The following is a 12,254-nucleotide window of genomic DNA, read 5'->3' as shown; positions in this document are numbered from 1 at the left end:
CCAAGGAAAATCCATGTATTCGCGCCAGTTTCTCTTCTTATGCGGCCTCGCCGCCGCGGCATTGTCTCCCGTCGCAGACGTCGCTCCGACAGCCACTGCCGCAACCCGCGACAAGGCCTTCTTCGAATCCGTCACCGGCTCCTGGAAAGGCCCCGGCGAGATCGTCGCCGGCAAGTACAAGGGCACGAAATTCACCTGCAATCTGACCGGTGAACCGACCGGCGACGGCACTGCCGGCATCAAGCTCGATGGAACCTGCCGCGTCGGCGTCTTCAAGCAGCCGATGAGCGCCGTCATCTCGCAGTCGGGCTCCACCTACAAGGGCAAGTTCCTCGACGGCGCCGCCGGCAAGGGTCTTGACGTCGTCTCCGGCGCTGTCACCGAGGATACAGTCGTGGTCGGCATCAACCGCGCCAAGCTGAATGGCGCGATGATCGCTCGCGTGCGGGACGACAAGACGATGAACGTCACCGTGTCGGTCAAGGTCGAAAGCCAGATGATCCCGGTTATCGGCCTGACATTGACTCGTCAGGTCGACGAAATGGCGGTCGGCTCCATCCAGTAGCAGACAGACCGGATGACCCGGTTTTCCTGAAGCGGCGGGTTTCCCGCCGTTTCGCGTTTTAGAGCCTTAGAGCTTTTCCGGGTTAGATTGAAGCATTCTGCCGGAGCAGGTTTTCGTCAGGGCAAAGGCGATTGGCGACGGGCATACCCCCAGGTACGTCTGAGCCGATCGCCTTTGATCCTGGCGGAAAGATGCCCGGCCCTTCGGGTTGGCTGAAACGGGCCGGCTGATCGACCGGCCGGCTTGGCCGTAGAGCTGGGCTACGACGCGCGCCGGCCGGTCGACCATCCGACTCCGTTTGAGCCAACAGAATGCTTCAAGCTAACCCGGAAAAGCTCTAGGCGCGCCGCCACCAGTCGCCGCTGTCATCGGCGACCTCGATGCCGGTCACGTCTGCCTCGAGCAGCCAGTCGCTGACCGGCCGGTCCCTGACGAGAAGGCCTGGGGCGATGTCGGCAAGCGGCATCAGGACGAAACCGCGATCGGTCATACGGGGATGCGGCAACTCCAGCCGCGGCGCCTGCTGGACGACGTTGCCATAGGTCAGCACGTCGATATCGAGCGTGCGCGGCCCCCAACGTTCGACACGCTCGCGTTTCATCTCGCGCTCGATCGACAGGCAGACATCGAGCAGCGCCTCTGGAGAGAGCCGGGTTTCGACGGCGGCGCAGGCATTGAAGAAGAACGATTGGTCGGTTTTACCCCACGGCGGCGTGCGATAGAGCCGCGACACGGCGGTGATACGACAGTCGTCGCGCTCCTCCAGTCTCTGCAGTGCCGCGGCCATCGCCTTTACCGGATCGCCGATATTGCCGCCGAGGCCGAGTGTGGCCGATTGCGATGCAGCCTCAGGCAAAATGTTCAACACTCACCTGCACGAAATCGAGCACGCCGGGCACCGGCGCATTCGGCTTGCGCACCGTGATCTTCGCCCGGCGCACCTGCGGGAATGTCTGACAGAGGCCCTTGGCGATATCGAGCGCCAGGGCTTCGATGAGGTAGCGTCGCTTGCCGGTGACGATCTCCTCGATCACCGTAAAGGCAATGCCGTAATTGACGGTGTCGTTGATCGAATCGCTTTCCAGCGCCTCGCCGGCGACGACATCGAGCTCGGCGTCGACGAAGAAGCGCTGGCCGAGAAATTCCTCCTCGTCATGAACACCGTGGCGCGCGAAGAAGGCGCAGTTCTGCAGCGTGATCGTGTAGGTGGTCATGTCGGCCGCTTCCTCTCGAATTCCTGGCGCGCATTGAGCATAGCATCGGCGATAGCAAGCGCATCCCTGTTGATTGCGACATTGTGCACCCGGAAAACCGCAGCCCCTTGAAGCCTGAGCAGCGCGCTTGATGCGGCCGTCGCCGCATCTCTCTCCGGCGCCTCGCGCCCCGTCACCACGCCGAGGAAGCGCTTGCGCGAGGTGCCGGCAAGCAGCGGCAGGCCGAAGCGCGAAAGTTCGGAAAACCGCGCCATCAGCTCCAGGTTCTCCTCCGCCGTCTCCTTGGCGAAGCCGAAACCCGGATCGAGCACGATCCGGTCGCTGTTGACTCCGGCCGTGGCGGCGATCGCCAGCGACCGTTCGAGGAAATGCGCCTGATCGGCGATCACATCGGCAAGTTTGACCCTGTCACGGCCGGTATGCATGATGCAGAGCCCCGCCCCGGTGGCCGCGGCCACATCCGCGATACCTGCGTCTTTCTGCAGTCCGAAGACGTCGTTGACAATATGGGCGCCGGCGCCGACGGCCAGCCGCGCCGTCTCGGCACGATAGGTATCGATCGAGATCAGCGCCTCGATGCGACCGCGCAGCGCCTCGATGACGGGCAACACCCGCGCCTGCTCTTCCGAAGGGCTGATCGACGCCGCACCCGGCCTGGTCGATTCGCCACCGATGTCGACGATCGCAGCACCGTCTCTGACCGCCTGCAATGCGTGTTCGACGGCGGCATCGACGGTTTCAAAGCGTCCGCCGTCGGAGAAGGAGTCCGGCGTCACATTGACGATCGCCATGATCGCCGACCGACGGCCGAGTTCGATTTCCCGGCCATGGCCGACACGCCAGAAACTGCCTTCGAGCCCTGTCACCAGACTTGTCCTATTGATGACGAAAAAAGCCGCCATCCGATATTGCGCTTACGGTGGCTATGCCCCAAGCTCCTGCCGATTTCAACATGGGTTGCGTTCAGAATGCCGCTTGCAATGCGTTATATGTGCCTTCCTGTCGCCTTTTCCATTGCTCTTTCCCTCAGCAGTCCAGCGGCAGCCGAAGTGATCGCATCGAAAAGTTATTCCTATTTCGACATCCGCGGCAAAACCGCCGATGAGCTAGACCGGGAACTCAGCCGGCGCGGCCCGACGGCGAGCGGTTCGTCGGCACGCCATCCCGGCGCCACCAAGATCCGCTTCGGCGGCGAGGCCACCTATATCCAGGATAATGGCCGATGCCGCGTCGGCAACGTAAAGGTCACCGTTCACACCCAGATCATCCTGCCGCGCTGGAACAGCCGCAGAGGCGCCAGCAAGGAGCTGTCGATGATATGGGACGCACTGTCGAGTGACATCAAGCGCCACGAGGAGCGTCATGCCGAGATCGCCAGAGATCAGGCCCGCGCCATGGAGCGCGCCATCCGCGCATTGCCGCAGCAGCGCAGCTGCGAGGCCATGCAGGAGCTCGTCTCCAACGAATCAACTCGCGGCATAGAGGAGCACGATCGACTGCAGGCGCGATTCGACCGGGTTGAGGCGGTCAACTTCCAGAAGCGCATGCTCAGATTGCTGAAAAATCGAATCAACGGTCGAGCCGGCAGAAAATAAGACTTTCTCGAGCTGATGACGAGCGGAAAAACTTAGCTCCACAACGAAACTTGTGCGAAACTTACCCCTTCCCCAGCGTTTTAATGGTCATTTTTCATCCTGGCAGACTCAACCGGAACGCGTTAATATGAACACATTCGAAAGTTCAGGTACGGCATCTGGACTTTCCTCGCTGGGTTCTCCTGGCGCGTTCCGAAGCCGCGGATGTTCCTCCCTCATCCGTTGGTAATGCGCCCGCCTCGCCTCGCTCGCACCAGCGCGCGAGGCGTCTTTTTTGTGGTGATGGTGTCGGTTATTCGACTCCGAAAATCGGTTCCGATTTTCGGGCCGATACGTTAGCGCGAAACGCGGGGCGCCTCAGGCCTGGCGTTCGGGCACGTGCACGACGAGCCCGTCATAAGCGGCCTTCATCCGGATCTGACAGGAGAGCCGCGAGGTAGGGCGCACGTCGAAGGCGAAGTCGAGCATATCCTCTTCCATCGCTTCCGGCTGGCCGACCTTCTCCGTCCATTCCTCGTCGACGTAGACGTGACAGGTGGCGCAGGCGCAGGCGCCGCCGCATTCGGCCTCGATGCCGGGCACCGAATTGCGCACGGCATTCTCCATCACGGTGGAGCCTTGGTCGACGTCGAGGTCGAAGCGCGTGCCGTCGAAGGCGACGATGGTAAGTTTGGGCATCAGGACTATTTCCGGTCTTCAAATGGGTGGGCGGAGTTTCTTCCGACAATTCGACGCTTCAGTCAACATTCGGAAATCCGCCATAACCTCGCAGATCGGGCCTTCGCCCGCCGTCTTCAAAGCGTCATCTAGGACGTCGCAAAAAGACCCGTGGTTCCGCAATGAAACAACGGGCCTCGTTCGATCAACGAAAGAAGACTTGGAGGTCAGCCGCGGCAGAGCTTGAGAATGAAGTTCTCGGCATCGAGGACGGCAGCGCCGAGCGCCGCCATCGCGCCGGCATCGCCGCCGGTCTCCTCGACGACCTCAGCCGTCTGCGACACGCGGAATGCGCCGACCGAACTCGCCGCACCTTTCAGCCGATGCGCGGCCGCGCCGACACGCACGGTCTCACCGCTCGCCATATCCTGGAGACACGCCCGCGCCTGACGCGCAAACATCTGAAGGACTTCGATTTCCAAGGACTTGTCGCCCATCGTCTGTTTTGCGAGATGGACGAGATCGATCGGCCGGACCGTCGAGGGGCACGGCCCTTTTGCATTATCAGGCGCCTCGAATACGATCTTCAATGCTGCCAGCTGGGCCGCCATTTGCCATTTCTCCCGTCTCAGGTCGTCCGCACTTGCTACAGTTCTGCGTCAGGAGGGTGGCCATCGCGTTAAATTCCGGCACATCGGGCGTGGAAATCTCACCATATGGTTAACATCCGTTAAATATCGCTAAATTATTGGTTTTTAAGCAGGGCCTCGGATTCAAAGATGTTAACAACGGGTTAACGAGCCATAAATCTCAAGCCTTCATTAATTGTGTGCAGAGCCCAGATGTGTCACTACGATACTGGTGGAGCGGGTTTATGGTACGCGCCTTTGCCGAGTGAGTGGATAATGGTAGTGTTTTGATACCTTCCGTTTGAAAAAGCGGCTATCTACTCTGAAATGACATGCTTATCCGTCCGCGGTCGGGATGGAGGGCCGTTACGGCAAAGTTGTTCCCGGACAAGGTGGAAGCCGGGGATGTGCTGCCGGGCCGGCCGACAGTAACGAGGCGTAACCGAATGGCGAATAACAAATATAACGAGTCGATCGAGGACAAGGCGTTCAAAGCGTTGGACGAGGCGCTCCAGATCGACTTCGGCAAGGATAACGTGCCGTCTCGCCGCGGCGACGCGCCCCAGGCGCCGGAGGGTAATGTGTCTGATCCATCAAATGCGCGCAATCAGCAGGCCCAGGAAGAAGCGCAGCGCCGCAGCCGCCGCGGCTCCGGGGCCGAGCAGGCTTCCAGGGCTTCGGCCTTCGCGCCCGCCAATGATGCCAGCCGCAATACGCCCGCCTCGATCCTGAAGTCCTTCGACGGCGCTTCCAGCCGCTCGGCCATGCGCACCGCTACCCTGTTTTCCGTGCTTTGGGTCATGGCGGGCCTCGGCCTGATGTCGCTGCTTTATGCGCCGCAGATCTGGCAGATCCGCTCGATCGCCGATCTCGTCGCCCTGCCCGGCGTCATTGCCGGCCTGGTCGGCATCATCATTCCGGTGATGATGTTCTACGCTTTCGCCATCATGATCTCCCGCGCCCAGGACATGCGCAACGCCGCCCGCTCCATGGCAGAAGTGGCATTGCGCCTGGCGGAGCCGGAAACCATCGCCTCCGAACGCATCATGACCGTTGGCCAGGCGGTGCGCCGCGAAGTCTCGGCCATGAATGAAGGCATCGAGCGCACCATTGCGCGCGCTTCCGAGCTGGAAACGCTGGTCCATTCCGAAGTCAACGCTCTCGAACGCTCCTATGCCGACAACGAGTTGCGCGTGCGCGGTCTTGTCCATGAACTCGGTTCGGAGCGGGAGGCGATCGTCAACCATGCCGACCGCATCCGCACCTCGATCGGCAGCGTCCACGACCAGCTGAAGGAAGAACTGTCGCTGGCGACCGAAGAGATCGCCGTGCGGCTCGCCACATCGGGCGAAGCCTTCGCCTCGCTGATCGACACGCGCGCAGCGACGATCCTGGAAAAATCGGACAGCGCCCTGCAGTCGATGGGCAGCCTGCTTGCCGCCAAGACCGACAGCCTGCTCCAGACCCTCAACGCCTCCGGTTTTGCGCTCGCCACCGAATTCGACAACCGCCTCGAAGCGCTCTCCGTCAACCTCAACGAACACGGCGAAAAACTGCTGAGCCAGTTCGAGACGCGCGCCTCGACCATGGACAGCAGCACCGAGAAGCTGAACGCGGCGCTGAACGAGCGCACGCATCAGCTGAACGAGATCCTGATCGCCCGCACCCGCGAGATCAACGAGAGCCTGACATCGGGCGAACGCACCATCGGCGGGACGCTGGACGACGTGCTCTCGAAGCTGAACAGCGCGCTCGATGAGAAGGGCGCAAGCTTCCGCCAGAGCCTGCAGAGCACCGCCGACGACGCCGTCATGGATCTCGACCTGCGCTCCGGCTTCTTCGAAGAGCGGCTGCAGACGACCGTCGCCCAGCTGTCGACCGCCTTCGACGAGCGTGTCGCCGAATTCACCAGCGCTTTCGACAAGCGCACCGGCTCGCTCGACACCAAGCTGATGGAGAGCCTTGCCCGCATCAACGAAACGCTGACCGGCAGTTCGGATTCGATCGAAGGCATTTTGAGCTCCAGCATCGACCGGCTCGGCTCCTCGATGACCGACCAGTCGCTAGCGCTCGCGACGGCGCTCGCAACCGGTCATGAAGTGCTGGAGAGCACGCTCAATAGTCGCACCGAAGAAATCACCACCGCACTCACCAGCCGCACCGGCGAACTCACCTCGGCGCTGCAGAGCGCCACGTCGGACATCGCGCTGGCTCTTGCATCCGGCACCTCCGACCTGCACAACAATCTTCAGGCCCGCTCGGCCGAATTCCGCGATACGCTGCGCACAACCACCACCGATTTGACCGCCGCCGTTGCCGCCGGCACCGAGCAGGTCACGACGGCCTTCGGCGGCCGCGCCGAGGAACTGACCAGCGTATTGACAGCGCGCGCCGCAGAAATCCGAGACGCGGTTGGCACAGCCCATGAGCGTATCGACAGCGTCATGGCGGAGCGCGGCGGAGCGCTGATCAATGCGCTGACCACCCATCACGGCCGCTTCGAGGAAGCGCTGACGACTCGCTCCGACGCCATCATCAACGCCGTTTCCGGCACCCATGACCGTCTTGCCGAAACGCTTGACGAAAAGGCGATGGCGCTCGCCATTTCTCTGAACGAGAGCCAGACCCGCATCGAGGATACGCTCGAAACCCGCTCCGAGGCGCTGCTCAACGCCGTTTCCGGCACTCATGACCGCCTTTCCGAAACGCTCGACGAAAAGGCAATGGCGCTCGCCATCTCCTTGAACGAAAGCCAGAGCCGCATCGAAGACACGCTGGAGACCCGTTCCGCAGCCTTCCTCAACGCCGTCTCAGGCACGCATGATCGGCTGTCGGAAACCCTGGATACCAAGGCAGCGGCGCTGACGACTTCGCTCGACGAGCGCCATGCCCGCATCGAGGACGCGCTCGGAACCCGCGCCGAAGCATTGTTGAACAGCGTGTCCGGCACGAGCGACCGGCTCGCCGAAACCCTTGATGAAAAGGCGATGGCGCTTGCCATTTCCTTGAACGAGAGCCAGGCTCGCATCGAGGAAACGCTGGAAAACGGTTCCGCAGGCCTGCTGAACGCCGTATCCGGCACCCATGACCGGTTTGCCGAGACGCTGCAAGGTAAGGCGGCAGCTTTTGCCAATTCGCTGAACGAAACCCAGGCACGCATCGAAGATACGCTCGAAACCCGCTCCGCGGCCCTGCTGAATGCCGTATCCGGCACCCATGACCGTCTCTCCGAGACCCTGGATGAAAAGGCGATGGCGCTTGCCATCTCGCTGAGCGAAGGCCAGGCTCGCATCGAGGACACGCTGCAGACCCGGTCGTCGGCGCTGCTGAATGCCGTTTCCGGCACCCATGACCGGCTGTCGGAAACGCTGGACGAGAAGGCGATGGCGCTCGCAATCTCGCTCAATGAGAACCAGACGCGGATCGAAGACACGTTGGAAGCCCGCTCCGAAGCTTTCCTCAAGGCCGTCTCCGGTACGCATGAGCGTATCGCCGAAACCCTTGATGAGAAGGCATCGGCACTGACCGCCTCCTTGAGCGAAGGCCAGAGCCGCCTGCAGGATACGCTGGAGAGCCGTTCGGAATCCTTCCTCAGTGCGGTTTCTGCCACCCATGACCGCCTGTCCGAGACGCTCGACGATCGGGCGATGGCCCTTGCCATTTCGCTGAACGAGAGCCAGAGCCGCCTCGAGGAGACGCTGACATCAGGCGCCGATGCGATCACCAATGCGGTCTCCGGCACACATGAACGCCTGAATGGCGTGCTCGACCAGAAGGCCAGCGCATTGGCCGCCTCGCTGAACGAAGGGCAGGTTCGCCTGGAGGAAGCCTTGGGACACCGCGCCGCCGCGCTCGTCGGTGCCGTAACCGCAAGCCATGACCGGCTCACCGATACGCTCGACGAAAAGACCATGGCGCTCGCCATTTCGCTCGATGACAACCAGAGCCGATTCGACAGCGCCCTCGAAGCCCGCAGCAATGCGATCATGGAGGCCGTCACCAGCGCCGAGGCCCGCGTCGCCGGCGCCTTTGCCGACAAGACGGACGCCATCCACAACGCCTATGCCGACAATCAGCGGCGGCTTGAATCCGCCCTCTCCGAGCACAGCGCGGCGCTTTCGGGCGCGCTCGATGCGGGCGGTGCCCGCTTCGAGGATCTCGTCGGCGGCTTGACCGGCCGCATCGAAAGCCGCCTGAGCGATGCCCATGCGCGGCTCGGGAGCCTGGCCGAGGAGGCCGCGGCGCGGATCGAAGGCGGGCTCGCTTCTGCCCATGAGCGCATCCGCACGACGCTCGAGGATCGCGGCAATGCCATCGAGCTGTCGTTGAGCCAGGCGCATGCGCAAATCAGCGATACGCTCACCGAACAGGCGACCAGCATCGGCACTTCGGTGGCGACGAGCGTCAGCATGCTCGAAATGTCGCTTGAAGATCGTGAAGCCTCGATCCGCCAGGCGATCGATGCCGGCGCCCAGACATTGGAAGATCGCATGCGCGCCGGCGCCGGCCAGATCGCCGGCCGCTTCCAGGAGGCGGCGAACACGATTTCGAGCTCCGCCCAGAACCTTTCGGCCCATCTCGACCAGTCGGTTGAAAACCTTGCGGGACGTCTTGAAGAAACCGGTTCTCGTATGGAAGCCGGCCTTACGGCGATCGAGACCCGCATCCGTGACGGCGTCGGCGGCGTTGCCGAAAAGGTCGAGGCCGCCAACAGCCAGCTCTCCGGCGTGCTTACCGACGGCATTTCCCGGCTCGGCGCGCTCGGTGACGACGCCACCCGGCGCATCTCGGCGACGCTCGAAGGCAGCGCCGCCAATCTTACACAGGCAATCGACAGCCGCGCCGCCAATCTGGCCGAGACGCTGGACAGCCGCACGACCACGCTTGCAGGCGCCATCGAGGGCCGCACGGCAAGTCTCGGCGAAACCCTGGACCGCGGCAACGAACGCATCGAGGAACGCCTCTCCACCATGGATCGCGCGTTGACCGTCGGCCTCGACGCCGTGAACCGCACCATCGAGGGCAAGGCCGCCGGCCTCGCCTCGACGCTGCGCAGCGCGGTGGCCGAAGCAGCCCAGGGGATGGAAGGCGAAGCGACGAGAACCACGGAACTGCTCGGCAAGACCGGCCAGCAGTTCGCCGAGGATCTCAATGCAAAAAGCGACGAATTCACCCGCACCATGGATGAGCGCTCGTCCCAGATCGTCACGCGGGTTGCCGAAGCTCAGAACCGCCTGGCAACCCAGGCCGCTGCCGTCGCCCAGACCTTCTCGGAAGCCGGCAATGCCATCGTCAACAAGGTCGCCGAGGCGGAGACCGTTGTCGGCACGCAGGTCAATGCCATTTCCAGGGCCCTGTCGGACGCCGGCCAGTCTCTCGAGGCGCGCGGCAATGCCATCCGCACGACGTTGTCGGGAGCCGGCAGCGAGATTTCCGCCACCATGGCGGATGTCGAGCGGGCGCTCGAAGCGCGTAGCAGCGCCATCCGCTCCAATCTCGAGGAGCGTGTCCGCGAGATCGATACCTCCCTCTCCGACGTCGACCGGGCGCTCGAAGCGCGCGGCAACTCAATCCGCTCGACGCTCGAGGAACGCACCCGCGACCTCAACTCGATGCTAGCAGGCCGCTCTGTCGAATTGACCCGCATACTCGATGAAACGGCCCGCCCGATCATCGATCGCTACACCGATGCCGGCGAGCAGGCCGCTGCCCGCATCACCGCAGCAGCCAATCTCAGCGCCGATCGCCTGCGCGCCGAGAACGAAGCGCTCGCCAGCGCCGTCGCCGCCCGCACCGAGAATGTTGCCAACGCTGTCAGCGCCATCGAGAACAGCCTGGTCGGCAACGTCAACGGCCTGGTTCAGCGCATGTCGGAAAGCAGCGCGGCGATGGCGATGATGATGAACCGCGCCGCCGAGCAGCTGACGAGCGTCGACGGGCGTCTCGGCGAAACCACGACCCGCTTTGCCGACTCCGCCACCAAGGCTGCCGAAATGGTCAACGCCTCGACCAGGCTTCTCGAAGGCAAGGTCGACCGCCTCTCCGACATCTCCGGCCAGACGCTGGCCCAGGTCGGCAGCATCATCGGCCGCTTCGACGACCATTCCAAAGTTCTAACCCAGGCCTCGCAGCTTCTGGGTGCCGCCCAGTCCAACCTCGCCTCGACGCTCGAAGAGCGTGAAGGCGCGCTGCAAGCCCTCTCCGTCAGCCTGGTCCAACGCTCCGACGAGATCGAAAAGACCATGCGCGGGCTCGGCGGCATGATCGAGACCGTGTTCGAGCGGGCCGAGCAGCGCTCCAACCAGGTCACCGGCAACCTGCGCCAGGGCGTCCAGTCCTCCTTTGCCGATATCGGTCGCGTTCTGACGGAAACCGAGAAGCGCGCCCAGGAAGCCGCCGAGACGATGCGCGCGGCGATCACCCGCGCCGGCGATGAGGCCAATACGACGATCGACAGCACCTTCGCCAATGTCGAGCGCCGTTCCGGTGATCTCTCCAATCGTATTCGCGGCGGCCTGACCGCCTCGCTGTCGGAAGTCGAGCGCATGCTCGGCGAAGCCGGCCGCGCCTCCGACGGTGCCGCCCAGCACATGCGGGAATCGCTGCGTGAGGCGATCGAGGATGCCGTCGGCCGCTTCTCCGGCGCCACCGAGGACATCCGTCGCTCCGCTGCCGACATCCGCAGCGAACTCGACGCCACCCGCGCCGAACTGAAGCGCGGCGCCTTCGACCTGCCCGAGGAAGCCAAGGAAAGCGCCTCGGCCATGCGCCGCGCCGTCGCCGAACAGATCAAGGCCCTGCAGGATATCTCGCAGCTTGTCGGCCGCTCCAGCCAGCAGCTCGAAATCTCAGAGCCCGCCGCCCGCTCGCTTGCCCAGGCGCAGCCGGCTCCGCGCCCAACCCAGCCGATCACAGCCCAGCCGCCGCAGCCGGCAGCGCCTCCGCCGATCGAAGCGGCGGGTCTGCGCGGAACGATTGCGCCGTCCGCTCCGGCCGCCGCTCCTCAGCGGGCCGCCCAGCAGCCAGCCCCCGCTCGCCAGGAATTGGGCCGCCAGGAACCGGCGCGGGAAAGCGGCGGCTGGATCAGCGATCTTTTGCGTGGCGCATCCCGCGAAGACGCCGCGGACACGGCGCCGGCCCGTGCTCCCGCCCGCCCGGCGGAAACCGCCGCACCGGCCGCACGCAGCAACGACAGCCGCAATCCGCGCCATGTCGTGGAATCGCTGAATTCGCTCTCCGTTGATATCGCCCGCGCCATCGATCACGATGCGTCGGTCGATCTCTGGCGCCGCTACCAGCGCGGCGAGCGCGACGTCTTCACCCGTCGCCTCTACACGCTGAAGGGCCAGCAGACCTTCGATGAGATCAAGCGCAAATACGACCGCGAACCGGAATTCCGCACCGCCGTCGACCGCTATATCGGCGATTTCGAAAAGCTGCTCGCCGACGTCGCCCGAACCGACCCGAACCAGACAGTCACACAGTCCTATCTGACGTCGGATACGGGCAAGGTTTACACCATGCTCGCCCACGCAGCGGGCAGGCTGAGATAGAGTCTGGCCGATATCGTCGAGCTGAAGCCGCCTGAAGATGT

Annotated in this window: 8 protein-coding genes; 3 read left to right on the top strand and 5 right to left on the bottom strand. The window is 63.6% G+C overall.

The window, feature by feature from the left end:
* Positions 1 to 13 precede the first annotated feature (13 nt).
* Positions 14 to 565, top strand: a complete 552-nt coding sequence (locus GGD53_RS25410) for a hypothetical protein (protein ID WP_184459515.1) — start codon at positions 14 to 16, stop codon at positions 563 to 565.
* 337 nt (positions 566 to 902) lie between these two features.
* Here the strand turns inward: GGD53_RS25410 and folK are convergent, their stop codons facing one another.
* Genes folK through folP form a run of 3 tightly spaced genes read right to left on the bottom strand, consistent with a single transcriptional unit; the run spans position 903 to position 2,645 of the window.
* Positions 903 to 1,421: a 2-amino-4-hydroxy-6-hydroxymethyldihydropteridine diphosphokinase gene (folK, locus tag GGD53_RS25405; RefSeq protein WP_184459577.1), complete on the bottom strand. Its 519-nt coding sequence runs from the start codon at positions 1,419 to 1,421 to the stop codon at positions 903 to 905.
* Entirely contained in the window at positions 1,414 to 1,779 is a 366-nt protein-coding gene (gene folB, locus GGD53_RS25400; RefSeq protein ID WP_008525873.1) for a dihydroneopterin aldolase, read from the bottom strand. Before folB ends, folK begins: the two co-directional genes overlap by 8 nt.
* Positions 1,776 to 2,645, bottom strand: coding sequence for a dihydropteroate synthase (folP, locus tag GGD53_RS25395; protein WP_184459514.1), 870 nt, complete (start codon positions 2,643 to 2,645; stop codon positions 1,776 to 1,778). The genes folB and folP overlap by 4 nt, the downstream gene beginning before the upstream one ends.
* Positions 2,646 to 2,747: 102 nt before the next feature.
* Between folP and GGD53_RS25390 the strand changes: the two genes are divergently transcribed.
* Positions 2,748 to 3,374 carry a DUF922 domain-containing Zn-dependent protease gene (locus GGD53_RS25390; RefSeq protein ID WP_184459513.1) on the top strand — a complete coding sequence of 209 codons (627 nt, stop codon included), beginning with the start codon at positions 2,748 to 2,750 and terminating at the stop codon, positions 3,372 to 3,374.
* A 357-nt stretch (positions 3,375 to 3,731) separates the two neighbouring features.
* Here GGD53_RS25390 and GGD53_RS25385 read toward each other — a convergent pair whose 3' ends face one another.
* Both GGD53_RS25385 and GGD53_RS25380 read right to left on the bottom strand, forming a co-directional pair.
* The gene (locus GGD53_RS25385; RefSeq protein ID WP_011425597.1) at positions 3,732 to 4,052 is read right to left on the bottom strand and encodes a 2Fe-2S iron-sulfur cluster-binding protein; all 321 of its coding nucleotides are present in this window, start codon (positions 4,050 to 4,052) and stop codon (positions 3,732 to 3,734) included.
* Positions 4,053 to 4,258: 206 nt separating this feature from the next.
* Complete coding sequence (locus GGD53_RS25380; protein ID WP_184459512.1) at positions 4,259 to 4,642, bottom strand: Hpt domain-containing protein; 384 nt, start codon at positions 4,640 to 4,642, stop codon at positions 4,259 to 4,261.
* A 464-nt stretch (positions 4,643 to 5,106) separates the two neighbouring features.
* Between GGD53_RS25380 and GGD53_RS25375 the strand changes: the two genes are divergently transcribed.
* Positions 5,107 to 12,213: a hypothetical protein gene (locus GGD53_RS25375; protein WP_184459511.1), complete on the top strand. Its 7,107-nt coding sequence runs from the start codon at positions 5,107 to 5,109 to the stop codon at positions 12,211 to 12,213.
* Positions 12,214 to 12,254 lie beyond the last annotated feature (41 nt).

Origin of the sequence: Rhizobium aethiopicum, assembly GCF_014197535.1 — a bacterium.
GTDB classification, from domain to species: domain Bacteria; phylum Pseudomonadota; class Alphaproteobacteria; order Rhizobiales; family Rhizobiaceae; genus Rhizobium; species Rhizobium aethiopicum_A.
This window is presented reverse-complemented; position numbering and strand designations above follow the sequence as displayed.

Excerpts from the sequence above, each read along its gene's own strand:
- GGD53_RS25385 (WP_011425597.1), bottom strand. The coding sequence starts at position 4,052 with ATGCCCAAACTTACCATCGTCGCCTTCGACGGCACGCGCTTCGACCTC.
- folB (WP_008525873.1), bottom strand. The coding sequence starts at position 1,779 with ATGACCACCTACACGATCACGCTGCAGAACTGCGCCTTCTTCGCGCGC.
- GGD53_RS25390 (WP_184459513.1), top strand. The coding sequence starts at position 2,748 with ATGCCGCTTGCAATGCGTTATATGTGCCTTCCTGTCGCCTTTTCCATT.
- GGD53_RS25375 (WP_184459511.1), top strand. The coding sequence starts at position 5,107 with ATGGCGAATAACAAATATAACGAGTCGATCGAGGACAAGGCGTTCAAA.
- GGD53_RS25410 (WP_184459515.1), top strand. The coding sequence starts at position 14 with ATGTATTCGCGCCAGTTTCTCTTCTTATGCGGCCTCGCCGCCGCGGCA.
- GGD53_RS25380 (WP_184459512.1), bottom strand. The coding sequence starts at position 4,642 with ATGGCGGCCCAGCTGGCAGCATTGAAGATCGTATTCGAGGCGCCTGAT.